This is a genomic window from Flavobacterium sp. UBA7682 (assembly GCF_002482945.1).
Taxonomy (GTDB): Bacteria; Bacteroidota; Bacteroidia; order Flavobacteriales; family Flavobacteriaceae; genus Flavobacterium.
Genome location: NZ_DLGY01000004.1, coordinates 403 through 26,418, shown reverse-complemented (window position 1 = coordinate 26,418; position 26,016 = coordinate 403). Strand labels below are relative to the sequence as shown.

General features: G+C 34.4%; 28 protein-coding genes. 14 read left to right on the top strand and 14 right to left on the bottom strand.

Going from position 1 to position 26,016, the window contains the following annotated elements:
* The first annotated feature begins 23 nt into the window (after positions 1-23).
* On the top strand, positions 24-644 hold the full coding sequence (locus B3C16_RS00500; protein WP_291127503.1) for a hypothetical protein: 621 nt from the start codon (positions 24-26) through the stop codon (positions 642-644).
* Between the two features lie 162 nt (positions 645-806).
* The gene (locus B3C16_RS00495; RefSeq protein WP_291127500.1) at positions 807-1,709 is read left to right on the top strand and encodes a hypothetical protein; all 903 of its coding nucleotides are present in this window, start codon (positions 807-809) and stop codon (positions 1,707-1,709) included.
* A 707-nt stretch (positions 1,710-2,416) separates the two neighbouring features.
* On the opposite strand, the gene B3C16_RS00490 is transcribed toward B3C16_RS00495, so the two are convergent.
* The 3 genes from B3C16_RS00490 to B3C16_RS00480 all read right to left on the bottom strand — a co-directional run bounded on the left by B3C16_RS00490 (position 2,417) and on the right by B3C16_RS00480 (position 6,640).
* The gene (locus B3C16_RS00490; RefSeq protein ID WP_291127497.1) at positions 2,417-5,476 is read right to left on the bottom strand and encodes a T9SS type B sorting domain-containing protein; all 3,060 of its coding nucleotides are present in this window, start codon (positions 5,474-5,476) and stop codon (positions 2,417-2,419) included.
* A gap of 65 nt (positions 5,477-5,541) precedes the next feature.
* A complete protein-coding gene (locus B3C16_RS00485; protein WP_121314202.1) occupies positions 5,542-5,976 on the bottom strand; it encodes a lipoprotein in 435 nt (144 codons plus the stop codon).
* 178 nt (positions 5,977-6,154) lie between these two features.
* Positions 6,155-6,640, bottom strand: a complete 486-nt coding sequence (locus B3C16_RS00480) for a hypothetical protein (RefSeq protein WP_291127494.1) — start codon at positions 6,638-6,640, stop codon at positions 6,155-6,157.
* Positions 6,641-7,559: 919 nt separating this feature from the next.
* Here B3C16_RS00480 and B3C16_RS00475 point away from each other — a divergent pair.
* The 12 genes from B3C16_RS00475 to B3C16_RS00420 all read left to right on the top strand — a co-directional run bounded on the left by B3C16_RS00475 (position 7,560) and on the right by B3C16_RS00420 (position 15,193).
* On the top strand, positions 7,560-8,156 hold the full coding sequence (locus B3C16_RS00475; protein WP_121314204.1) for a TetR/AcrR family transcriptional regulator: 597 nt from the start codon (positions 7,560-7,562) through the stop codon (positions 8,154-8,156).
* Positions 8,157-8,207: 51 nt separating this feature from the next.
* Positions 8,208-8,720: a DinB family protein gene (locus B3C16_RS00470; RefSeq protein ID WP_291127489.1), complete on the top strand. Its 513-nt coding sequence runs from the start codon at positions 8,208-8,210 to the stop codon at positions 8,718-8,720.
* A 25-nt stretch (positions 8,721-8,745) separates the two neighbouring features.
* A complete protein-coding gene (locus tag B3C16_RS00465; RefSeq protein WP_121314206.1) occupies positions 8,746-9,324 on the top strand; it encodes a DUF1572 domain-containing protein in 579 nt (192 codons plus the stop codon).
* A complete protein-coding gene (locus B3C16_RS00460; RefSeq protein WP_121314207.1) occupies positions 9,317-9,838 on the top strand; it encodes a DinB family protein in 522 nt (173 codons plus the stop codon). Before B3C16_RS00465 ends, B3C16_RS00460 begins: the two co-directional genes overlap by 8 nt.
* 12 nt (positions 9,839-9,850) lie before the next feature.
* Positions 9,851-10,378, top strand: a complete 528-nt coding sequence (locus B3C16_RS00455; protein ID WP_291127484.1) for a GNAT family N-acetyltransferase — start codon at positions 9,851-9,853, stop codon at positions 10,376-10,378.
* Positions 10,379-10,408: 30 nt separating this feature from the next.
* The gene (locus tag B3C16_RS00450) at positions 10,409-10,927 is read left to right on the top strand and encodes a GNAT family N-acetyltransferase (protein WP_121314209.1); all 519 of its coding nucleotides are present in this window, start codon (positions 10,409-10,411) and stop codon (positions 10,925-10,927) included.
* A gap of 18 nt (positions 10,928-10,945) precedes the next feature.
* A complete protein-coding gene (locus B3C16_RS00445; protein ID WP_291127481.1) occupies positions 10,946-11,155 on the top strand; it encodes a hypothetical protein in 210 nt (69 codons plus the stop codon).
* A gap of 324 nt (positions 11,156-11,479) precedes the next feature.
* On the top strand, positions 11,480-12,160 hold the full coding sequence (locus B3C16_RS00440) for an aspartate/glutamate racemase family protein (protein ID WP_291127478.1): 681 nt from the start codon (positions 11,480-11,482) through the stop codon (positions 12,158-12,160).
* Positions 12,161-12,204: 44 nt separating this feature from the next.
* The gene (locus tag B3C16_RS00435) at positions 12,205-12,783 is read left to right on the top strand and encodes a DJ-1/PfpI family protein (RefSeq protein WP_291127475.1); all 579 of its coding nucleotides are present in this window, start codon (positions 12,205-12,207) and stop codon (positions 12,781-12,783) included.
* Positions 12,784-12,857: 74 nt separating this feature from the next.
* Positions 12,858-13,820: a ketopantoate reductase family protein gene (locus B3C16_RS00430; protein ID WP_291127472.1), complete on the top strand. Its 963-nt coding sequence runs from the start codon at positions 12,858-12,860 to the stop codon at positions 13,818-13,820.
* Between the two features lie 68 nt (positions 13,821-13,888).
* Positions 13,889-14,329 (top strand): DUF1572 family protein, encoded by a 441-nt coding sequence (locus B3C16_RS00425; protein WP_291127470.1) that lies wholly within the window; start codon positions 13,889-13,891, stop codon positions 14,327-14,329.
* 21 nt (positions 14,330-14,350) lie between these two features.
* Positions 14,351-15,193, top strand: coding sequence for an alpha/beta hydrolase (locus tag B3C16_RS00420; RefSeq protein WP_291127467.1), 843 nt, complete (start codon positions 14,351-14,353; stop codon positions 15,191-15,193).
* Between the two features lie 326 nt (positions 15,194-15,519).
* Here the strand turns inward: B3C16_RS00420 and B3C16_RS16485 are convergent, their stop codons facing one another.
* The 11 genes from B3C16_RS16485 to B3C16_RS00370 all read right to left on the bottom strand — a co-directional run.
* Positions 15,520-15,720, bottom strand: a complete 201-nt coding sequence (locus B3C16_RS16485; protein WP_414655245.1) for a GAD-like domain-containing protein — start codon at positions 15,718-15,720, stop codon at positions 15,520-15,522.
* A 216-nt stretch (positions 15,721-15,936) separates the two neighbouring features.
* Positions 15,937-16,542, bottom strand: a complete 606-nt coding sequence (locus B3C16_RS00415; protein ID WP_291127464.1) for a hypothetical protein — start codon at positions 16,540-16,542, stop codon at positions 15,937-15,939.
* 53 nt (positions 16,543-16,595) lie between these two features.
* Positions 16,596-17,237 carry a hypothetical protein gene (locus tag B3C16_RS00410; protein ID WP_291127461.1) on the bottom strand — a complete coding sequence of 214 codons (642 nt, stop codon included), beginning with the start codon at positions 17,235-17,237 and terminating at the stop codon, positions 16,596-16,598.
* Positions 17,238-17,394: 157 nt separating this feature from the next.
* Entirely contained in the window at positions 17,395-18,645 is a 1,251-nt protein-coding gene (locus tag B3C16_RS00405; protein WP_291127459.1) for a hypothetical protein, read from the bottom strand.
* A gap of 30 nt (positions 18,646-18,675) precedes the next feature.
* Entirely contained in the window at positions 18,676-19,416 is a 741-nt protein-coding gene (locus B3C16_RS00400) for an energy transducer TonB (protein ID WP_291127456.1), read from the bottom strand.
* 39 nt (positions 19,417-19,455) lie between these two features.
* Positions 19,456-19,869, bottom strand: a complete 414-nt coding sequence (locus tag B3C16_RS00395) for a hypothetical protein (protein ID WP_291127453.1) — start codon at positions 19,867-19,869, stop codon at positions 19,456-19,458.
* A gap of 154 nt (positions 19,870-20,023) precedes the next feature.
* Positions 20,024-20,713 carry a T9SS type A sorting domain-containing protein gene (locus B3C16_RS00390; protein ID WP_291127450.1) on the bottom strand — a complete coding sequence of 230 codons (690 nt, stop codon included), beginning with the start codon at positions 20,711-20,713 and terminating at the stop codon, positions 20,024-20,026.
* A 353-nt stretch (positions 20,714-21,066) separates the two neighbouring features.
* The gene (locus B3C16_RS00385; RefSeq protein ID WP_291127447.1) at positions 21,067-21,594 is read right to left on the bottom strand and encodes a hypothetical protein; all 528 of its coding nucleotides are present in this window, start codon (positions 21,592-21,594) and stop codon (positions 21,067-21,069) included.
* 161 nt (positions 21,595-21,755) lie between these two features.
* Complete coding sequence (locus B3C16_RS00380) at positions 21,756-22,505, bottom strand: LytR/AlgR family response regulator transcription factor (protein WP_291127444.1); 750 nt, start codon at positions 22,503-22,505, stop codon at positions 21,756-21,758.
* 8 nt (positions 22,506-22,513) lie between these two features.
* A complete protein-coding gene (locus tag B3C16_RS00375; protein WP_291127441.1) occupies positions 22,514-24,472 on the bottom strand; it encodes a tetratricopeptide repeat-containing sensor histidine kinase in 1,959 nt (652 codons plus the stop codon).
* A 430-nt stretch (positions 24,473-24,902) separates the two neighbouring features.
* A partial coding sequence (locus B3C16_RS00370) for a T9SS type A sorting domain-containing protein (protein WP_291127438.1) occupies positions 24,903-26,016 on the bottom strand: 1,114 nt, incomplete at its 5' end.

The window sequence follows — 26,016 nt, the reverse complement described above, 5'->3', positions numbered from 1 at the left end:
GCACATCGCTAAACTTAACGGTTATGAGAGTCATTCTTGTTTTTATCCTGCTCTTAACACTACTGTCCTGTGCTACAAAAAAGTATACCAAGGCAAGGCTGTTGCCTGACGGTATAAAGACAGCCACCGAAGAAGTATATACAGTTAAAGGCCATGAGAAAAAGCTTTTGCATACCAAGCAAATGGTCTTTACTAAAAATGGCCGCATCAAATACTCCAAAACAGTTGATGCCACAGGCAATACACTGCAAGAAACCCAAAAAAAATTATGGTTTGTGGTAGAATCGTATCCTGATAAAGAACCGTATTACTGCAAAACACGTTGGCAACCCAATCAGCGGGAACGCATTAGTTGCTATACGAGAAAAAGATACAAACAAAACGAAGCGATATACCATTACAATCCCGATGGTACTATTGCAAAAATAACAGACAATTTTACCCCTTTCTATACCCGGTATTTTTATTATACCAACCATGAACTCTCGAAAATTGTGGTTAGGGACAAAAATGATCAACTCATTGACGAAGTTTTAATATCCTGCGCTTCTAAAGATAAAAAAGGAGCTTGTTTAAAAGAGATTAGGATTTCGACTAAAACAAACCATAAAGAAGAGATACGCTTCTCTGTTGAATATGATTGATAGAGCGTTATGAGTTTGGAGTTGGAAGTTGGCCCTTCCCTTCGACTCCCGATAGCTATCGGGACAGGGTGGCAATAGTAGAATCAATCGGTTCCTTTTTTATGATTTCTTTAAGCTTAGCCGCTAATAATCTTTCCTATTTTTATGCTAAGAAAAACGCCCATGAAAATACTTTACTCCTTACTAATGTTTTGTTTTGTTCATCAGGTATATGCTGATCAGCCCAGAATGACATTTTCTTTTAAAAGTAAAAATGAAAGGTTTGAATTAAGGCCTTGTGATACTATTTTTTCAGATAACAAGTTATATACCGATTCTATTTATAATAGTGTTACTAAGAACTATCAAAAAACCTCTTATTCCTATCCTGACCGCTACTATTGGGGGTTATATGATAAGCAAACCGATCAAAAACTTTACACCATAAAAAATGACAGTTTATTTATAGAAATGAGGACCGCTGTCATTTCAGATGATGGGCAAAACATTATTATTATTGACGATTTTAGTGGTGCCTATGGTATAAAACAGTTTGAGATGGTCACTTTTTATCAAAGAGATGAGTTAATCAAAATTCTGACCTTGGGTGATTTGCTGGATAGTATGTGTAGCGTCACTTATTCCACAAGTCATATGCGATGGTGTTCTTATTTTGGTTTCAATGATAAGGAGGAATTCACCATTAAAACTTATGAATTTTACCATTACACTTTTAATAAAAAAGGCATTCTTCTGCATAGACAAAGTGATGCCTTAATTGGCCCAGATGATACTTTAGCAGACGGAAAAATTAAGCGAATAAAAAGGAATAGGTATCAAATTAAAATAGACTATTGCATACGAGGCAATCTAAAAGCAGAAGAAATTTTAGAAGTGCAATGCAAAGACAGCGCTATGAAAAAAATATATGGAAGACTTTACGGTTTTTTAAAATCAAGAAAAAAAGCATTGAAGAAAGAATTTACACGAACATTTTTAATAAAAAACGGTAGCTTACAAATGCCTAATTTTGCTATACCTATTTACAATTCGCCCAACCATTGCAACAGATTGAATTCAATGTAATTACGAAAAACCTAATACTACTCATTTCCTAATCTCGATAGCGCAAAATTCCAATCCTCACAACAACCTAAATCCACACCTGTCAGGTTTCAAAAACCTGTCAGGTGTAATATTTTCTCCGAAAACCAACTTTCCAACATTTCCAAGCCTTCCCAGCCCTCAAACGAGCTTCGGACTCCTTCAAACGAGCTTCGGACTCACAAGAAAAAGCTTCGGACTTCTTCAAACGATCTTCTGACTTGCATTTAACATCTTCGGAGGGTTTCAAACCAGCTTCGGGAGGCTTCAACTGGTTATCGGAAGGTTTCAAACGAGCTTCGGAGGGTTACGGAAGGACTGCTGAGGACGACAGAAGTCCTTCGACTCCCGATAATTATTGGGATAGGATGACAATGTGGTGTGCGATTCTTTTAGCTTTTTAAAAGTCTAAAGACTTTTAAACCTGACTGCCACCGGCAGTCCTCCTTTTAATTTCAAATGCTCAGGGTGACATATTGTACACCGAGATTGTCTTTGGTTTTGAAAAAGAGGTTTCCTTTTCTTTTACAAAAGCACTTGACCCCAACTCCGCAAATAGTGCAACAACTAAATAGATGCCATGGGAATTGGGATTTGTAGACATCAGTAGTTCAAGATGTGTTATTATTCCAGTTTTTGCTTTCAATTATCAATATAAAATCGGATGCAACCTCAAGCAAAAAAAGCATCTACCTCAACAAAGAAAAATGCCCCTTATATTCTTTACCGTCTTGTCTTTTTACCACAAACCAATAATCGTCTGCAAATAGTTCCCTGCCATTGTATGTTCCATCCCAACCAAAATCAGAACCTTTAAAAATGGTTATTAATTTACCATAGCGGTCAAAAATATGTAACTCCATCAGTGGCTCAACCATTGAGAATTTGATCTGCCAAGTGTCATTACGTCCATCTCCATTAGGAGTAAAAAATCGTGGGTACATTAATAGAAATACACTTTCAGTTACGATTCCACAGCCCTTTTTATCTCTAACATAAACCATGTATTGCCCACTTCTCAAACCGGAAAAAACGTTACTATCTTGATAGATTATACCATCAAGCGAGAATTCATAATCACCATCACCCGTAACTTGAACTGCGATCGAATTTTGTTCGTCTGTCCAATCGTTAATCTCAATCTCTGTTATGGTCGCCACGTTTGAATTGTAAACTACAAAATCTTTAGTAGTACTACATTGTATCGTGCCATAATCTTCAATCACTGTGACAGAATAGTTTCCGGCTGTTGGTATCGTTACACTTGAAGTTACACTTCCGGTGGACCAATTATAATCAGAAAAACCAGCAGGTGCTGTTATGATTATGGGATGACCTTCACAGATGGTATAACTATCCTCCATTGATAAAACAGGTTCTGCTTTGACGTGCAATTGAAAAGAAGTTGTTGCATAACAAGTATTACTCAATCTATTTACAATCCTTACATAGATAGTTTGTGGTGTTATAGTGTTTGCAAAATTAGCTGCCAAAGGATTACTTCCTGTATTCGCATCATTCTGAGAACTATGATAAGTTACTAAAAAATCAATTGCGGATTGAGATCCTAAAACAACTGAAGTCTGTTGGTTCAAATCAAAAATCTCAACTCCGTCACTCCCATCATCACAAGCATATAAATTATCTGGTAGACTAGCTATTACCGGCATTGAATACAATCCTATCTGAAATGAGGTAGTTGCAAAACAAGTGGCATTTTGATTGTTTTCAACCCTAACATAAACCGTTTGAGGATTACTTATATTTTGATAATTGAGTGCTAAAGGGTTATTATTGCTATTGGCATCATTTTGATTCAAGTGAAAGCTAACATTGTAATTACTTGGATTTTGATTTCCTAAAATACTCGCTTTTACGCTTTGCAAATCAAACATGCCAAAACCATCATTTGCAATATCATCACAAATAAAAATATCATTAGGAATATTAGCAACCGGTGAAGAAAACAAACCAATTGTGAAATTGGTTAAAGCAAAACACTGGTTATTAGCCAAACCATAGACTTTAGCATAAATAACTGTAGTTCCTATCGGTAAAGAATAATTAGTAGCCAATACATTTGAATGATTACCAGCATCGGTCACATTTGAAAAATAAGCCACTCCAAAAGCTGTCGCAGATTGGCTACCCAAAAGTGTATTATTAAATTGGGCTAAATCGTAATTCATGTTTGGAGTTCCGCAAACTGATTGATTTGAAATACTATTGGCAATAACAGGAATTGCCGAAATGGTTATAGTCCTCGATTTAGTAATTGATCCACTAGCTGATGTGGCAGTCAACGTAACTATGTAATTACCGGAAGCGGAATACTGATGATTGGGATTAACCACATTTGACAAAGGGCTGCCATCGCCAAAATTCCAACTTGCACTTGTAACTGCCGTTGAGCTATTCAAGGTAAATTGTGTTGCTGTCCCTAAACAGAAATTTTCAGCTGTGAATGAGGCATTAAAAAATGAGGTGATAAATGGAGGCAGTCCTAATTTTACGATTTTGGTTGCAGCCAAAGGTTGACCTAGCTGAACATAGTTACAAGCTATTCCTGGATCATTTGGATTATTGATAACGCCTAAAGAACTTTGATATCCTGTAGCACAATAGATTTTGTTATTTGGTGCCAACTGCAAAGCAAACAAATAGTTCTGCAAATTATAAATTACAACTTTTGAACCAGAAATATTTGCACTCGTCAAGTCCAATTGTGCTAATTCCATAGTGGGTGACATTCCAATTCGATAAGTAGCATACAGTTTTTCAGAATTTGGTGAAAACTCAACTCCATATCCCTGAACATTAGGAATTACTATTATACCATTTGAAACTATTCCTGTATTGCCATCAAAATCAAACAATTCAATATTTCCTGTGCCAAAACTGGAAGCTCCGGATACAGTTCCGTTTTGCGAATGGGCAATGGCTAATTTTTGCCCGTTTGGAGATGCTTTAAGGTAACCAATTGCATTTCTGCGATAGCCTAAAAGCGATATGTTTGACCCAGTTGTAGAAACTACTGGCGTAGAGACAACTCCGGAGGCGGTTACCTTAAAAGCATAAAACTTATTGATGAATTGAGTGATTACCCAATAACTGCCATCAGTATCATTCTTTATAGCAGTAATTTGCTCTGAACATTTATATTTTATTTCTTCCCCATTGGGATCAGTATCATAAGTGATCAGATGGTTGTTTCTTGAAACTACGTTACCAATACTACCATTGCTTCCAATAACAGTTAAATCAACAATGCTATAGTTAAATCCGTTATTTTTCCCATCATCATTTAAGGGTGTTTGGCCGCTATCCGTCTGAGCGTAATTGCCACTAAAAGTATTAGGATAGACGTCTGCATTTTGGTGATGCGGTTCGTCAACTGTAAAAATATAATAGATATTTGGATCACCCGGTTTTGGAACTATAATCCCCGATTGTGTACTGGAGCCATCTCCGAAAAGTTCAGTCCCAAGATCAAAACTACCGTTTGGCATTTGAATGTGATTTCTGTCCCAAACAGTCCTGCCATCAGTGTAAAAAAGTAAGTTCCCATTGGCATCAGCTATAGAACTACAGCCTTCTTCAGTATTGAGCTGACCATCGGATAAAGGAGTAACTGTTCCATTAGTTTGGAACTTCAATCCGGCATTTTGCCCAAAATACCAAACACTCGCTTCCTGTTGGGAGAAGGCGAGTGTTGTTGTAAGGATGAATATGGTTATTAGCTTTTTCAAAATTTAATTTCAACAAATATATGCTGATTTTATACTAAAATGTCAACTCAGTAGACAGATGAAAATTACATCTTTTCAAACCTAATAGCTTTAGCATCGTTAATATCAACCATAAAATTTAAATCTGTTGGAACAGCATATTCTATTGTAAAACCAGAACTAGAAAGATGAGTGACGGTTGCTTCATCGAAAATTACGCCTCCTGCATATATTAAACCATCTGAATCCATACTATAGTCAGAAGTGCCCCAATTCTGCGTATCAACGCAATCCGGATAATAATTATACGTCGTAATCTTTCGATAAGCGAATATTTGCAGGTAATCCTGTTTAGTGGAGCAATGCCCTTCAAAAGGAACTACTGCTCCATCGGCTCTTGTTATAGATTTAAACTTCCATAATCCCGCAAGGGTTTGATAAGTGGGTTTGATGTCGCCATCGTCTTTGCTGCAGGATGCTAGCAGGGTTACTGCTGTGAGTAAGATTATGATTTTTTTCATTTTTCTATTTAGTGTTGTTTTAATGATATGATTTTTTTATTTCAAGCTAATTATCAAATAAAGGTGTCGAAAGTTGATACATGAGTAATATTAAAAAATTTACCAAGATGTAATGATATTAGGACTTCGATAGTGAAAATATGATTTCCCATCCCAAGATGCGTTTTCAAATTCATTATTACCAATCTGGCTGCCAATCTATCCAATCAGGATCAACATTTTTTACCTTTAAATAATAATATTCTACATTTTTAACTAAAATTATTAATGTGTCTTTTTTGAAATTCATGACACCGGCACCACCACCACCATTATAAAAAGTGCAGTATGTTTTTTTCTTTTTTACAAAATAGGTCCCTTGCAGTCCTCTCGCGGGTCTAAAATATTCTTTACTTAAAGCAATTCTTGAAGCATAACTGATTAATTTTCCTTTACCGTAAAATCTGATAAATGAATCTTCTTTTGGTATAAAAAAATCTCCAATGGTTTTATATTTTATTAACTGATATAATGCTAAAGTATCTAATGCTTTATAAATGCTATCAGGGGTGTTTAATTTTTTATTATCAATTATTCTTGCGGGTACATGATACTCATTGTATTGCACCTTATAACATGAACAAAATAACGATAAAACAAAAGCAAATAAAATTAATTTTACCATGATGTAAAGACATTAGGAGTTCTGTATTGAAAATAAGTGCTTGTACTGTTATAGGCTTAGTAAAAAAATAAAGGTGAATAAATTTTTCATAATATATGATTTAAGTATTGTTGTAAAATGTTTAAAATTCAATATAATTTGGGTACCATATTAACGCCAGCAAACAATCATCTACAAAGCATTTGATAGAATCAGCTGAGGAGGTAAATAATTAGTTAACTAAATATTTGCCAAAAAGCTACCTCCATTTACTTAGTAAATGTGAAAGTGGACTTAAAATGGAATCTTAATTGAAATCTGTTCTTTTTTTGAAAAAAGAAATAAAACCCGCAAGTGGTATTTTGGCCTTATTTAATACGAAAGTATATAAAAATTTGTAAGAAAAAAATATATTGTCAACTATTTGACATCCATTACTCCAAAATGCATATTGAAGTTCAAAAAAAGTAGTTTCAAAAAATTAGAAAGTAACCAGCTGAGCCTCAAAACCAAAGAAAACACTTCTCATCCTATCTACTCCTTAGCTCTTAAAAAAATTACCGTCACAATTATTGAAATAACTTTTCAAAGCTATTCGTCCTTCCATTAAAAATCAATAGACACTTCGGGAAAAACATTAATACACACTACGCGACTTGCGACGGACATGCCCACAGCATCTACGAGCTCCTTTAGAAGACAAATAAGTACGCATTTCGCAAAATTTTTATTCTAAGCTTATTTAAATAATGTGGAAATCGAGTATTAAACCTAACTCTGCGTCCTCTATTTTTTCTATACTAACAGATACTTTTTCCATAAGGATTAAGACTTTATGATAAAGTCACTATCTAGATATTTAAAACAATAAATATTTTTTAAAAAAAACAGACCGATTGGTTTATTTTAATTACTTTTGACTAAATTAATTCCATTTATAATGATACTTTCAAAAGCAGACCGCACTAAACAATTCATAATAGAAAAAACAGCACCTATTTTCAATGAAAAAGGATTTCTCGGAACTTCTATGAGTGATATTTTAGAGGCTACAGGCTTGAGTAAAGGGTGTGTTTATGGCAATTTCGAAAACAAAGATGAAATAGCACTAGCTGCTTTTGATGAAAATTATAATACAATTGTGGCCTATTTAAGAAAACAAATCGAAGTTAGACCTAACATGATTGATAGATTATTAGTATATCCCGAGACCTATAGAAAATTTTTAGAACTACCATTCTTAAAAGCGGGATGCCCCATATTGAATACTTCAACGGAAGCCGATGATACGCATCCCTTGTTAAGGCAAAAAGCGATTACCGCACTTAATTTTTGGAAAAAAGCCATTGAAAAATCAATCGCAACAGGTATTGAAAGAAAGGAGATTAAAGCATCTACCAACGCAAATGAATTTTCATATATATTAATGTCATTAATAGAAGGCGCCATGATGCAATCTAAAGTTACTGGAAGTTCTGAAGCCCTTGTAGTTACTATGAAATATTTGGAAGAAATGATTAAAAATTTAAAGGAATAAAAAAATTTACAACAAAAAAGACCAATCGGTCTATTGTTAAAACACTCATAAATGGAAATTAAAACAGTAGAATCATTTCTAAACTACTTCGAAAAAGTCCGTGAAGGAACAAATCGAATTATTCACGTCATTCCAAAAGACAAAATGAATTGGACTTATAAATCCGGAAAATTCACAATTGCAGATATAATCAGACACATTGCTGCAATTGAAAGAAACGTGTTTGCTGAAATAGTATCAGGCAATATACCTTCTTATCAAGGATGTGGAAAAGAACTAGCAGATGGTTATGATGAGGTACACTATTACTTCAATGAAATGCACAAACAATCTCTACAAATTTTCAACTCGTTAAGTGATGAAGATCTCAATAAAAAAATAACAACATTAAGCAATGCTGAAACCAAAATAAGTAGTTTCTTAAGAGCGCTAGTAATTCACGAAATTCATCATTGTGGTGCACTATGTATCTATTTAAACCTATTAGATGTAGCAACACCTTCAATATTTGGGCTAACTGAAAAACAAGTGATTGAAAAATGCAATGTTATAAAAAACGAATAGTAGAAACCTTTAAAATTTTAAAAATATGAATACAACATATTTAGAAAGTGTAAAAAAACAATTTGAGTATTACAAAATGCTCGGTGATAAAACCCTTGCTCAAATACCAGACGAAAAACTCTTTTGGCAATACAACGACGAAAGCAACAGTATTGCAATTATTGTAAATCACCTAAGTGGAAATATGTTGTCCCGTTGGACAGATTTTCTTACTTCCGACGGTGAAAAAGAATGGAGAAATCGGGATCAAGAATTTGAAAACAGCATTAAAACTAAAGATGAACTGCTACAAAAATGGAATGATGGCTGGACTTGCTTTTTCAATGCACTAAGCACTATACAAGAGGATGATTGGTCAACAATAATTTATATACGCAATCAAGGCCACACGGTTTTAGAAGCTATCAACAGACAACTGGCACACTACCCCTACCACGTAGGTCAGATGGTGTTTATTGGAAAAATGATTCAAAATGAAAAGTGGGTTTCACTTTCTATTCCAAAAGGAAATTCTAGCACTTTCAATGCCGAAAAATTTTCTAAAGAAAAAAACAGAGAACATTTTACAAATGAGTTTTTAAATAAATCAAATAAAGATGAATAAAAGCGAAATAATAACCAACCTTATGGATTACCATGCCAAATTTTGGGAAACAGCAATTCAATTACCTAACCCAACTATTGGCATCAAGGGCAAATGGTCAGTATATCAAAATGTAGATCACATTAACATTTCAATAATGAGATTAGGCAATTATCTGGCACTGCCAAAATCGCAAATCGAAACACTCTGTGGTTTATCAGAAAGAAGGTCAACTACCTATGAAAAACTTGTCAAAATATACCTTAATGCTATGTCAAGTGGCGTAAAAGCAACAGATGCTTTTATCCCGGAATTAAATCTCAACGGAGATATTAAAGAGTTAATCAACCATGGTAAAAATCTACTCGAAATATTCATTTCTAATTTGAATGATTGGACAGAAGAGGAGCTAGACCTATACCATTGCCCACACCCGGCTCTTGGAACAATAACGGTCAGAGAAACACTGTATTTTACTATTTACCATGTGCAACATCACGAGAAAATAATAATGAATCATTATTTAAAAAATTGAAAAAAATAAGCCATGAATATTCGATTTTTAGAAGAAAATGATGCAGTGATTTATCGCCAATTAAGACTTAGCAGTCTTCAAGAATCTCCTTTTGCGTTTAGTGATAGTTATGAAGACCAAGTAAAAAATTCAATCATAGATTTTGAGTTGGAAATCAAGAAAACAGGTAATCCATTAGAAAGTTTCACTTTAGGTACATTTTCAAATCAAGACCAACTAATTGGCTTTGTGAAATTTAAAAGAGACCATCGTTCAAAAGCAAGACATCGGGCTTCTTTATTTTCGCTCTATGTTCAACCTAATCATAGAGGAAAAGGAATCGCAAAAAAACTTATAAGTAGTTTGTTAAGCACCATCGGACCTATAACAGAGATTGAACAATTACAACTTTCTACTATCATTTCTAAAGATTCATTAATTGACTTTTATAAAAGCTTTGGTTTTGAAATACTGGGTGATGTAATTAAAAATGATTTAATTATTGATAATCAATATGTTGATGCAATCTATATGGTAAAGCATTTAAAAAATAAAAACTGATATACAATGACATTTTAAAACAACACAAATATGAGCAATGGTTATGAAATTTTAAACACCGAGCATAGTGATTTAAAAATAATTTATCAATTGTTTGAAGAGGCAATCGATTATATAAAAAGGAATAATTATATCGGATGGACGACCTATGATAAGACCTACTTAATTAAGGATTTAGAAAACAAACTTCAATTCAAAATAACAGCAAACGATGAAATACTCGCAGTTTTTAGCATCTGCTTCAGTGATGCCCTTATTTGGAGAGAAATGGAAAATGGCGACGCAATCTATTTGCATAGAATTGTAGTTAATCCGGTGTTTAAAGGACAAAAGCAAATTGATAAAATTCTGCATTGGATAAAAGAATTTGCTGCAGAAAAGGGATTGAAATACATCCGTATGGATACTTGGGCAGCCAATCCAAACATAATTGAATACTATAAAAGCTTTGGTTTTATTCATATTGAAGATTACACAACGCCAAATACACCAGAGCTTCCCGATCAACATCGAAATCTCAAAGTGGCTTTATTAGAAATGGAGTTATAACCAATTTATTCAAGCGATATGAAACAAACAAAATGGTTTGACAGGAGTTTTAATTTTGATAATCAACAAAATATTTTTCCATCTATTTTAGAACGCCTTTCAGGAACTCCAATCAGATTGGAAGAGAAGGTTAAAGATGTGACAGAAAATATTTTGATATTTTCTGATGATAATACTTGGTCAATAAAAGAGAACATCGGGCATTTAATCGACCTTGAAACACTTTAGCAAGGAAGGCTTGATGATATTAAAAATGACCAACTAGAGCTACGACCAACTGATCTGCAAAACACTAAAACCGATTTAGCAAATCACAATGCCAAATCAATACAAGATCTTCTCTCTGATTTTAGAAAAATAAGAACACAAACTTTACTAACCCTTCGAGCTATTGATGATGAAACAGTCTTCAAATCAGCACTTCATCCCAGATTAAAAATACCCATGCGAACTATGGATCTTTATTTATTCGTAGCAGAACATGACGATCATCACTTGGCCAGAATAACGGAATTAATTGAAACTTTAAAAAGAAATTAAAACACGAATAACATGAAAAAAATAGGTTTAGTTGGAGGCATAAGTTGGGTGTCCACAATGGATTATTATAAATTGATAAACGAAGGCATTAACAAAAAGCTAGGAGGGCTAAATGCCGCTGAATGTGTAATCTATTCACTGAACTTTGGGGATGTACAGGCTCTTAGTTGGACCAATGCCTACGATTTATTACTCAATGCTTGCGAAAGTTTAAAAAAAAGTGGGGTTGATTGCATAGTACTTTGCGCCAATACAGCACATTTATTTGCCGATAAATTACAGGAAAACATACAGTTACCCATGATTCATATTGTTGAGGAAACGGCAAAAGTTTTAAATAAAAAAGGCATCAAAAAAGCAGGGCTTTTAGGAACTAAATTCACTATGGAAATGGACTTCTACAGTAAAAAATTACAAGAGTTTGGTATCGAAGTAATCATTCCCGATCGTCAAGAAACAAGAGATTACATACAGCAGACCATTAAAGAAGAATTGGGTATAGGCTTTATTAATCCCGATACCAAATTAAGATATATTGATATTGCAAATGAATTAATTAAAAATGGTGCGGAGTGCATTATTCTGGGTTGTACAGAAATACCAACCTTAATCTCCCAAAATGACTTTTCATTCCCCATTATCGATACAGCAAAAGTACACTCAGATGCGATAGTTGATTACGCAACGAACTAGCAATAACAAGTAGCATATAAAATCAAATTTAGAGCAATTATATCATGAAAAAAGCAGTAATTGTAGCATTCGATAAATTCACAGACATCGATATTTTTTTGGCTTGGGACTTACTCAATCGGGTAAAATTTCGCGACAAAGAATTTCAAGTAAAAATCATCGGCACAGGATCATCTCACAAATCCGTTTGCGGACTTGACATAACCACTCACGGACTTATTGAAGAATGTAATGAGGCTGACCTAGTCTTTTTCGGTAGTGGTCAGGAAACACGAAATTTAATCAAAGACAACCTTTATCTCGAACGTTTTAAATTAAATCCAAGCAAACAAATAATCTGTTCAATGTGCTCGGGAGCGTTAATCATAGCGGCTCTCGGACACCTAAACGGCCTTTCGGCTACCACTTACCCATCTGCGTTCGAAGATTTAGAAAACTATGGTGTTAAGATACATAAAGACAAACATCTGGTGACTCACGGAAATATAGGAACAGCCGCCGGTTGCTTAGCTGCGATTGACTTATTTGGGTGGGCAATTGAAAAACTTTATGATAGTAAGGTGAAAGATGCAGTTATCGCTTCTGTCTTACCAATTGGACAAGGACAGGTTTGTATTTATTAATTCTATCCTCAAACAGTCTTTCATAAGCTCATTCAAAAAGGACAATCAAACAAAATTAACCGAATTATTGAAATATGAATGATACTAAAAAAACAAGAATTGCGATTGCAGGTATTGGCGGAATTGGTGGATATATTGGTGGGAAATTAGCATATCATTATTTGAATACTGAGAATGTAGAAATTATATTTATAGCAAGAAGAGAAATAGCAGCAGCCATTAACAAAAATGGTTTGTGGCTAGATTCTAATGACACTTCCTATCAATGTATACCAACCTTAACTTCTGACAATCCCTCTGAAATCGGGATAATAGATATACTCATAGTCTGTACAAAAACCTTTTCTGTAGAAGAAATATTTATAAAATATGCGGTTAACCTCTCGTCAGATGTAACAATAATTACCACACAAAACACAGTAAATGGAAAAGAAAAGTTAACGCCTTACTTACCAGAACTGGCAACACTTATGGAAGGAAGTATTTACATAGCTTCAAACATCGTTAAACCGGGTAAAATACAACACGTTAGTGGCCCTGCAAAACTTTTTTTTGGTACAGAAGGAGAAAGCAATAGTAAAGGACATAAGATTGCCAAAATCCTTAATGATGCAGGTATAAATGCAACCTACACTACTAATATAAATTCTGTTGTGTGGAAGAAGTTTATGTTCGTTTCTCCAGCGGCCATCGTCACAGCGATTTTCGAAATTACTTTTTCTGAAATATTGGAAACTACAAAATCAGAATATTTGTTTATCAATTTAACTTCTGAATTAATGCAATTGGCTGCTGCAAAAAAGATTGCTTTTGATGATAATACAGTGCTTAACAATATGAATTTACTCCTCAATTTTAAAAGACATGGAAAATCTTCGTTTCAACTGGATTTAGAGAAAAACAAACAAACGGAAGTGGATTCACTAATAAAATATGTTATTGAAGAAGCCAAATTATTTCAGATTCCAACACCTCATTTTGAAAGCGGATTAACTCAATTGATTGAAAAACATCATACGTTATCAAATAGTTTTTAAAAAATATCAATCGAAGATTCTAATAAAATCAAGGCAAATTACAATTTCATTTTTATTGACTTTATAAAATGATTACAAACACATTATCATTACTTTTTGATCTAAATCTAAAAAAATTAATTTCCGAAATTGAGCTTTATAAAAATGAAGACGATATATGGCGAATAGAAAAAAATATTTCTAATTCCGCCGGAAATTTAGTGTTACATATAATTGGAAACTTAAACACTTACATTGGAAAGGAAATTGCAAAAAATAATTATGTTAGAAATAGAGAGCTTGAATTTTCTACTAAAAATATTCCAAGAAAAGATTTAATTGAAAGTATTACTGAAATTAGACAAGTCATTAACAAATCACTTAAAACGCTAACTCATAAAGACCTAAAAAGAGAATATCCTCTTTTAGTTTTATCAGAAATGACAATCACTGAGTACCTACTGGTTCATTTAGCAACTCATTTATCATATCATCTCGGACAAATTAATTACCACAGAAGATTTATTTAAGCACAAATATATTCAGATAAAATGATTAGAATTATTTTAATAGTCGTTATAGCAACAGCATCACTAGGTTTTGGCCAAAATCAAAAACAATTTGTATTAGGCAATATTGACGAAATTTATTCCAAAGAATTAAACGAAAAAAGAACTTTAAATATTTACCTTCCGGAAGGTTATAATTTAAATGACACCATACAATATCCGGTTATTTACCTTCTTGACGGTTCGGCGAACGAAGATTTTATTCACATTGTAGGAATAGTGCAATTCAATAATTTTGAATGGGTAAATCAAGTGCCAAAGTCTATCGTGGTAGGTATCGCAACGATTGACAGACGTAGAGATTTTACATTTCCTACTACTATTGATAAAGATTTATTAGCATATCCAACTTCTGGCAACTCCAATAAATTTATTGCATTTATTGAAAACGAATTACAGCCGTTTATTGAAAAGAAGTATAAAACAAATTCGACCAAGACAATAATTGGACAATCTTTAGGGGGCTTGTTAGCTACACAAATTTTAATAACCAAACCAGTACTTTTTACTAAATATATTATTATAAGCCCAAGTTTGTGGTGGAATAATGGTTCAATTTTAAATCAAGAAATACAATGGTGGCAAACCAATTTGGCTCAAAAAACTGACGTCTACATTGCTGTTGGAAAAGAAGGTTTCACACCAACTGAAATTCCCAGAGTAATGGAAGTGGATGCAAATCTATTAGCTGAGAAAATACAAAATATTCAAAACACAAACTTTTCTGTTTTTTTTGATTATTTACCACAAGAAAATCACGCTACAATAATGCATCAGGCAGTATTAAATGCATTTAAGGTGTTAGGTTCAAAAAATAAGAAATAGGTACATCACGAAGCCTCTTCTACAATCCGTATCGTGCTGTAATAATACTCAGGCTATCCTTCGGGTTGGCTTTCTTCGTCAGCATGTAGCTCCTGCACCCTATTCAAAAACTCAGGCACGTCATTGGGAATAAGTTGTATTGCCAGCTCCATGATATTGGCCAGGTCAATATTAGGATTGCCTACTGTCGATGAAGGTTACACATTCGTCTGGCTGAAATGTCTGCTTTTTTATTGCCTTAAGTTCTATTTTCCCATAACAGTCATTTTTCCAAACGGTTTCAGAAGGTAGCATAAATTCCATAAAATCGGCAAAACCTCTACTAACTAAATTAACTTGTCCGATATGTTTATTGAGATAATTAATATTTTGTCCTGTAACTCCATCCTCCACAAAAACAAATTTCCAATTCCTGTCCTCGCAAAAAAGATTGCATTTTCAGAAATATTAGGGAATTTTCTACCTAATACATTGTAGTCGTCCGGATTTACCAGCCAAAACAAGCCCTCCCTATAAACATTCTTCAGGTTGTGTAATTTGTAGAATTTCTTCTATAGCCATGCTAGAAATTTTATTTTATGTCTCTTTTAAACTATATAAATAGCCAATTACTTCATTTACAGTCATTAAGCTGCTCTTTTGAATAACCTAAAAATTGTTCTGATTAAATCCATTTATGGGTTTATTTGATACTCTCTCAAACTACATTCATCAGTTGGCTCAAGATATCGTTTTGTTATTCATTAAATCTTCGTCCGTCCGTCCATGCGATCTTGGACGGTTACACCTTTTTCCTTAATAAAATCAAACATGCTTACTAAATCGCCAACGGCCTCATCTTTTGAAATACCAAGACTGGGGTTTGATTTTAATGTTGCTTTGGCAATTGATTTAAAAATAAAAAACTGGCCTTTAAGCAAAACGTCAACATCTTTAAAAAACACCCGCAATATTGGATTGGAAATATGTCCTCTCAATTCAACGTGCTCTATGTTATCCCAGGACACAAAAGCCTTACGTAACAATTGCTGATTGATAAACAAACCTTCATTGCTAACACCAACTGCTGGTTGTTTTAGGTCTTGCTTAAAGAACAGATACACCAAAAAAAGAGGAAAGGCAACCAATCCCCAACTTCCAATAGAAAACAATGTAGCCGGCCAACCCACCTCTGCATTTATCCGAGCTCCTTTTCTATACACTATTGCTTCATGTACGCGTCCTTCGTAAAACAATCTGGCAACAATCATCAAAACTATACACAATACTATAAGTATAAGTAAATTTCGCATTCCTTTTTTTATATTTTTGGAGTGTTGGGCCACCGCAATTAATTCCAAATCCTTCATATTCCTTTTAATTAAATCTGTACTTTCCTGAAAACATTATACACCAATCATTGTTATTTTTCAATACATGTAGCTTCATAAATGTCAACAATCTTGGCAAATTCAGTATTCTTCAGGTCTGCTTTTTTCAATGCTTCCACAAACAAGGGGCAGGTGTCCTTAAAATTAAATTCCACAACCTGATAAAGGTTAAAGCCTGTCATAAAATTGAGATCAGATTGCCATATACCAATAGCAAACGCAAAATCTTCCTTGCTCCGTTGCATATAATAGGCTTCAGACTCGTATTTTGCATTATTCATCCCAACGCTGCTATTGCCTTTGAGTGAGCCTTTTAAAAAGCGTAATCCATAGATAGTAATTCTTCCCTGTTTAATAATCCTGACAACCGATTTTTTCGAATCAAGGTTAAATGACTTTGGATTCAATATTTTATTGTTACCAAGGATCATAGTCGTGTAATACTCTGTCACATTATCAGCATTTGTCAGCTGGAAACTTTTGATTTCTTCGGTTTTAAATTTCTCTTCTTTTGCTTTTTCATCGGCTTTAAAGACTACTTTTTGGTCTTTGCCCTTTGGTTCTTCAATAAGTCCGGTTTTTGTGGTTCCATTAACAAATGTTATGGTACCCGGATAAAAATCTGCCATAGCGGTAAATGGCAGCAAAAGAAGTAAGAGTGCTATTCTTTTCATTGTGTCTGTTTTTTTAAATTAGGTTATTTATAATTCTTCGCATATTATTTAATCACGCTCTAAAATTTAAGTAAATGAATCAAGTACTTAATTGCGTTGTCTAATATACTAAACCTCTTTTAATTCAATACCGTTTCGGGGCTTTATGTATGGTTATTTATTTGTCCATTTCGTCTATTGGGGTACTTGCCCTTGAATTACTTATCAAAATCGCATAATCAAAATAATCTGTCGTTGTTTTACCTTTCAAATCATTTTTGTTTGACTTTTTCAGAAACAATTTGATTTCCATCAAATCTGTTTCATTTTTGGTATATGGTGAATTTTCTTTGTTCAGGCTATAAAGTGTTAAGTTGGACAATCTGTTTTTTTTGAGTTTGTTAATTCCCTTAAAATACTCTTTCCAATAGTCTCCAATGCCATAACCTCCTTCTGTTGTGTAACCAATATATTTCTTTTTGTCGTCAAATTTCAAGTCCCATAGCACACGGCTTTTGGTTAAAAACCCTGCGATTGCAACAATCTCTTCTTTTTTATATACGTTACTTTCTATCAACCTCGTGAAGAATGATGGATTACTGTTTTCTCTCTCTTTCTCGATATGAAAAAATCCCATTCTGACAAACTGCGCATTTGAACTAAAATTATAGAGTTCACTTAGTGACAAATAATTATCAAAAATGGTTTTTTCCCTATCCCTCTTTTTAAAAGTCAGGGATATATTGTCAATCAGATTATCTGTGATTTTTTGATTTTTTGAAATGGATTCAAAATACGCCTTATTATTTTCATAATCAGCCACAAACGCTTTTAGAATATTTTTCGAGTGGCTGTCATAGTTTGGAGAATAATCGGTTGTATCAATCTCTAGCATTGCCGCTAAATTATCGTATGAAACAAATTTTCCTTTTCCGGTTTCAAATAATTCAATCAACAGTTTTGAAGTGTATTTGTAAGTCACAATTAAATCAATTCCAACTACTTCAATTTTATCCTCTGCTGATTGATTATCATTTATTTTTTTTATGTTTTTCCATTTATTGTATGTTTCAATGCTCCTCTCTTGTGGCACCCTGCTCCCATAATGCTTAACCAAATCTTTTAATAATAGTGTGTCGCCCGATTTTAAATACTGATTAAAATAATAAGCTATTCCAAAATCGGTTTCAGGCAGGTAATATTTAATTTTATGCTTTTTGATTAGTTGTTCTAGTATTATTTTTTCGGCATTTTCTGTTTCCTGGCTTCCGTGATAAGCACCAAAGCCCATTATCTTAAAACCGCTGTGAGGGAATTCAAAACTTGCATCTAATATATCGTACCGATTACTTTGCAAATAATCGTTTTTGGATTGAGAAAATCCCAATTGTGCAAATAAAATTATGTATAACAAAAGTCTGAACTTCATATTAGAGCCTTTTTGTTCAATCGCCAGACTTTATTTTCCTTCTAAGGTAAAATTTACGTTTAAACTTACTCTTTGCTTGCCTGCTATACCATCTTTTGATCTGGAATTCCATTTTGGCATTTGTTTGATAACCCTTAACGCTTCAGCGTTTATTTCGTCATTGACACCACGAATGATTTGGCATTGTGAAATACTTCCGTCTTTTTCAACCATGAAGGTCACCATAACTTTTCCCTCAATCCCTTCATCTCTTGATTTCTTAGGATAGATGATTTTTTCAGCTAAATAATCAAAAAGAGCATTTTTCCCTCCGGGAAATTGAGCGGCAATTTCATAATTATAGTACTCCATTAGAGCACCGTTCACATCCCAAACTTCACCTTTAATTCGTTTACCATTGTCGTAAACATCCCTGCGCTTAAGCTGTCCATTTTCCCAATAGGTGATCAATTGTCCATGTATTCTTGAATTTTGATAATCAATTTCTCTTCGTATTTTTCCATCTTCATACCATTCTTTTCTTTTTCCGTGAGATCTATTCTTAAAATAGGGGTTTTCTGCTTTAAGTTGGCCCGATTTAAAGTAAACCCGTTCAATAACATTCAGCGAATCTACTATGCCAGGCGTGCCGATTTTGTAATGATGGCATAATTCAAAAGTTGCTACTTTAACTCCATCCTCATCGTGGAAGGTTGTATCTTTGGATGTTACGGATTGACCAAAGACCGAAAATGTCAATAGGCTTATTAAAATTGTCAAGGTTGATTTCATTGCTCTTCTGTCATGAATGGTTAGTTATTTTCTTTACTTTTAATTTTTACCTGAAAGATTTTCGCTGTATTTATCAATGAGTATAGCTGTTTTTTCTGCATCTATTTCGCCATCTTTTGTTAAAACTCCATTCTCGTATAGCCAAAGAACAGTATTTTTCCATCTCGCATGCCATTTTTTAGTTTCCATTTTTAATTTCAAAGAAACAAAATTGATGACATTATAATCATCATCATACATTTTGTACCCAATGGTTCCATTATCATTATGTCTGATAAAAACGATTTCTTCTTTGGTATTAAGTTTATAAATAGTCAATTCTCCCGATTTATCTTTGAAGTTAAAAGTATCTTTTCCATCAATCAGTATAACATCCTTTTTTAGCTCAATTTTCTGCGCAGATATTGGTAAAGTGATTAAAAAAGCAGTAATCAGTAGTGCAAATTTGTTCATTTTTAAATATTTATAGTTTATAAATTAAATTTGGTATTCTCATATAGTTGTTAAAGTCAATTCATATTTAAGATTCCACAATTATTAACAAAACCCCAAAATTATTACTTGGGGTTTAAAATCAAATATAGAATTTTTGTATTTTTAATTATTCCTAGTTAGCCTTTAAGCAGTATTTTTGTCCCTTACCTTTATTAATAACAATTTCTACAAAGTAACTTCCGTTCGCCAATTCTGAAATATCGATTACATTGTTGGCGGCTGTTTTCACTAACTGGCCTAACTGATTATAAATAGTCACCTTTTCCAGTTGTAAACTGCTTTCCTTTGAAATAATGACAAAATCCTTTAAGGGGTTTGGGTATATTGAAAAGTTGCTTAGTTCAAAATCATCACTGGATAGAATAGTCGATAAATTATATAGACCAGTCATGCCCGGAAGACTGCTATCATACGTCATTGGTGTACCTATAGATATGGTGGTTCCGTTGCTTGATAAAGAAACGCTGGTTCCATTTAAGTGGTTGCCTTCTAAGCCAAAAATATCTGTACCTAGAAGCGTCCAAAAATCACCAATATTTTGATAAATTCGGACAAGACCACATTTCTGCATATTCCCATTGTTATTTCGTGGTGAACCTATGGCTAAAATAGTGCCGTCACCAGACAGCAAAATACTTGAACCACTATGGTTATTAGCGGCTTTACCGTTTATATCTGCTCCAATTTGTGTCCAAACCCATGATACATTTTGATATACACGGGTATGAGCTCTCGGACCGGCTGTAGCACCGCTTCCTTCATGAGGAGATGAACCTACAACAATGCTACCATCGCTTGACATCGCGACACTGGAACCACATTGATCATTTGCTGCTACACCGAGAATATTTGAGCCGATTTGAATTTGTCCAACACATTGAATAGAGAATTATCTATATAGGCTTTGAAGTATATCTGCGTTTATGACTCTAGTTCAAACACGGATTTGAGATTCATTCCAATCTCTTGGCCTTTATTTAATGTAGGATCGAAATCTTTCGCAAAAATAATCTTGCCTATATTTTTTTGATATACAGCCCCCGTAATTCCGTCTGTTTTAATTCCTTTTCCTTTTTAATAATCTGGGAATGACTACAAAAACAAGCCAACAACGTAATAAGAACATTTTTTTTATAGTAATCTTGAGTAATTAAGTTAGTGTTTTACAATACTTTTTTTCGCGACCAATACAGAGAAAAGACCTGCAATTACTACAGGAATTCCCGATAATAATGCCAAGGTTCTGCTGGGTAAGCCGCTATATTGTCCTCTCTCCAAATCAGGTGATACAAAGAATGTAATAATGGTTAAAATTACGGTAGCCCAAAAGAGTTGATTAGATAATTTAAGGTTCGTTTTGAACAAGAATACGGCGAAAACAAGCGACAAAATTAATAATACAGCCAGCATAATTTGAACGATGGTATAGGTGGTGGCCGATGGCACTGTATCGAGCATTTTTTCAATTCTCTCTATTTCCGCATCCAATTCCGTTTTGGATTCTCCGGTCATGTTTTTTACTTGGTCTTTGAGTGTTGCCATTTGGGTTTTGGCTTCTGCTATTTGGGTTTGGCTTTCGGCCAAATCATTTTTATCCATTTGCGCTCTGTAAATCGACATGGAACATGTTAAAAGGGAAATCAAAACGATAATGATTCCAAAAATTTTAAATACTGTTTTCATTTTTTTATAATTTATTTAGTTGAACATAAAACCACCTTACGTGGAATGACAATACAATAATAAATCAAAGAAAAATGAGAATTTTGACCAATGAATTAACGTTAGGATTTAGAAGATTAACGGAGCTAATTGAAGGAGAACCGTTTTTTATTTAAAAGCTACTAAAGACTGTCGAGTAAAACTAAAAACTCTTCTTTTTTACGTACCGACAGCGGAATGGAAGATTTGTTTTTCATCACTATAGTGTTGCCGCCTTCCGATTTAATAAAATGGTCAAAGTAAGCCATGTTAATCAGATGGGATTTGTGAGTTCTAAAGAAATTATAAGGACTCAAAAGGGTTTCATACTCTTTTAGATTGGTAGAAACAACGAGTTTAGGTGCATTAATAAAATAAAAGGTTGTGTAGTTTTTATCAGATTCACAGTTGATTATATCTTGAATGTTTACGGAGTATATCTTATCGGCTGTTTTGAGTACTAGATTTTGAAGGTTTTTGGGACGTTCAAGATTAGTGAACAAGTTATGGAGTTTCATATCAAAGAATTCCTTGCTCAACGAATCTTCCGCTTTTTTTACCGCATCTAATAATTCTTTGCTGTCTAATGGTTTTAGTAAATAATCTATTGCGGAAAAACGGAAAGCTCTAATGGCAAAATCTTCATAACCGGTTATAAAAATCACTTTAAAATTTATTGGACTTAGCTTTTGCAACAAATCAAAACCAGTTCCGTCGGACATTTCAACATCTAGAAAAACCAAATCAGGCGTCAACTGTTTTATCAACTTTACTCCCGAAGCTACTGATTCAGCTTGTCCAATAATCGAAATACTAGGACAGGTCGCTTTGATAATAGCGATGTTTTCTTTCCTGATTTTTTCTATATCGTCTATGACTACGGCTCGTAACATATTGAGGTTTATTTTTCGTAAATATAAGGTATTTCAAAAACAACTTTGGCGCCTTCAACGATTCCTTCCGGATTGAAAAGGTTATCTGTTTGCACGACGAAATCTTTGTTTTTGGTATAACTAACCAATCGTTCTTTGGTAATGGTCATTGCCAATGATTTGTGGTTGCTTACTTTTTTGTCCGTATCAAATCCTTTACCATTGTCTGTTACTTCAAAGAAAAGTTTGTTTTCCTTTAAATAGAAATGAACAGCAATTTTTCCGTCTTTAAAAGTGTTGCTTAGTCCGTGTTTAATTGCGTTCTCAATAAAAGGTTGTGCCAACATTGGCGGCAGGAATATTGATTCCTTGTCGATTCCTTCTTCGACATCTACGGTAAACTTAAATTTATTCTCATAGAGCAGTTGTTGTATCGAAAGGTAGTTTTCAATCATTTCCACTTCTTCATCGAGCGAAATGTAGTTTTCATTAGAGTTTTCGAGGATTTGCCTTGTTAGTTTCGAAAATTTACCCAGATAATCTACCGCTTGTTCGTTTTGGTTGTTGTTAATCAAACTCCTTATGTTTTGCACGGAATTGAATATAAAATGTGGATTCATCTGTGTGATGAGTAGTTTTTGTTTGATTTGGTTTTTCTCTAAAACGGTAATGGCTTGTTTTTGTCTATTGTTTCTGTAATAAAAATAACCCCCTAACAGAAATAATAGAAGTAAGAAAGAAAGTCCAATAAGCCAATTGTTCTTTGCAGCCGTTTTCTTTTCTGCATCGATTTTTAGGTTAAATTCTTTTTTTTCAAAATCGTATTTGAGTTGTTGTTGGATTAAAGCATTTTTTGAGGTTTCCGTTTTACTCGAATCAAGCAGCTGATCATGCAAAACATACATTTCGAGGGCTTTTTTATAATCTTTATTAGCCGCACTTACTTTATATAAAAGGTCAGAAGCACTTTGTTGGAGTTCAAATAAGTTATGTTCCTTAGCCAATGTAATGGCTTTGCTCAAATAGACATCGGCCTGGTCATACTCTTTTTTCTTATAATGCAGTTCCCCCAAATTTATATAGTTGCCGGTAGTGGCTACGGGATGGAAATCACTTTTTAAGGTTTGCTTCAAAATTTGTTCCGCTTCGTCAAATTTTAATTGTTCTATTTTTACGCAGGCAATTTTGCCTAAGATCACATCTATAGTGACCTGATCTCCGATGCTTTTGGCCAGCGCAATTGCTTGATTGTAACTGTTAATTGCTTCAGGATATTTTTTCAGGGCAAAATAACATTTTCCGAGATTGCCATAAACATAACTTCTTGCGTGTTTATCCTGTGCCGTCATGGCTGGTAATTTATCATAATAGCGGTTAGCCTTCTGGTAAGACGCGATTGAATTTTCAAACTTTCCCTGCTTCAAATAAATTTGTCCAAAATAGGTTTGTACATAGCATACACCGTTGGCACTGTTTTCTCCTTTAGCGCTTTCAAAATATTTCAGTGGGGCAAACAAACAGGCTATCGCTTTTTCATATTCCTGTATGTCCGAATATAGTGTACCTTTTGTCACAATAGCAAAGTTCATGTTTTCATAGGACTCAGCCTCCTTATATAAGGCGATGCTTTTGTCTATATAAGCAAAAGCCTTAGTGAAATTCCGCTTTCTTTCTTCGCCCATTGCAGCCGAAGAGTAGGATTCTGCAAGCATGGCGGCATATATTTTATGCAATTCCGGTGAATTTTTTTTACGGTAATTTTTGATGGCCAGCTTTTCGAGCATAGTGTTCAAGTAATAATAATTGGGCTCATTAAGGCTATACTTTTCGCCCATTACGGTAGATATCACATGCAGCTTTGTAGTGTCATGGATTTTAGAGTTTTGAAACACTATTTTTAAAGAATCTATGGTTTTATCCTGCGAATAGGAAATGAAAAAAGAAAATAAAAAAGCAACTATGGTAATTAGTCTGATAATTTTAGACATGTAAGTATTTTTTGGTTTATAAAGCTTGGCTAAAAGTAAATAAAAAAAGAAGATATTTAAATCCGTAACAATAGTTTAACACTTCAAACCTTCTTCCAAAGTTCAAAAGGAAAGAGAAGTACGAAGCAATATGCAAATTCATCTGGATTCTGAAAAGTTACCGCAATCCCACACAACCAATAAGGATTTCTATAATAGTTGTTTTAGCCAATTTTTATCTGATTCTAAATATTTCTAACAATGTATGGCTTAAAATTTTAATTGAAGTAATTTACCACTCCTTCCACTCGCTCCTAAAAAAATTACCGACACAATTATTGTTGCAAAAATGCGTACACTACGTGACTTGCAACCGACATTCACATAAAAATCCGAAAAAATAAAAAAGCCCGGAAACAATTTGCTTCCGGGCTTTAAAATGTATATTAAATTATTTCCTGATAACCTTGAAGGTTTGAGAAGCAGCGCCAGAGGTAGCTTTCACAACGAAAGTACCGGCCGGCAGATGGCTCATGTCGATTTGGGCCGAAGTAGTGTCTACACTTCTTGAAATCAACTTTTGTCCGAACATATTGAAAACTTCCACTTCCGTCAATAAGTCGTTGTATTCAACGTTCAGGATATCACTTACAGGATTCGGATAAATCCTGAATTGTCTGTGACCGAAGTCGGAAGTGTTTAGTTGCGAAACCAAAATACACTGCGAAGTCACGGTACAATCACCATTTGAAATCACTACATAATAACTGCCAGTAACCGTTGGTATGAAGGTTTGCTCCATCTCGTTGCTAATCTCTTCGTTTGCGCACGTAAACCATTGGTACGTCGCTCCCGACTGCGTCGCGGTAACTATGCCGCCACTTTGGGTGACACCCGAGTCCGGAAGCGGGTTTACAGTAATGGTCGTAGCAGCAGAAACTGCCGACTCACAGGTTCCATTATCTATGTAAACCGTATAAGTGCCCGAAGCAGCAACCATTATTGATTGTGTTGTCGCACCGTTAGACCATACATTTCCGATAGCCGATGATGAAGTCAGCGTAACACTTCCGCCATCGCAGAAAGTCGTCGCACCCGACACGGAAATCGACGGTGTTGCCGGAAGTGGGTTTACAGTAACTGTCGTAGCGGCAGAAACTGGCGATGCACACGTTCCGTTGTTTACATAAACTGAATAGGTTCCTGAAGCAGCAACCGTTATTGATTGTGTTGTCGCACCGTTAGACCATACGTTTCCGGTAGCCGATGATGAGGTCAGGGTAATACTTCCTCCATCGCAGAATGTCGTAGCGCCCGAAGCAGAAATCGTCGGTGTTGCCGGAAGCGGGTTCACAGTAACGGTCGTAGCGGCAGAAACTGGCGACTCACAGGTTCCGTTATTTACGTAAACCGTATAAGTGCCCGAAGCAGCAACCGTAATTGATTGTGTTGTCGCACCGTTAGACCATACATTCCCGGTAGCCGATGATGAGGTTAGGGTTACACTTCCGCCATTACAGAAGGTCGTCGCACCCGTAGCCGAAATCGTCGGTGTTGCCGGAAGC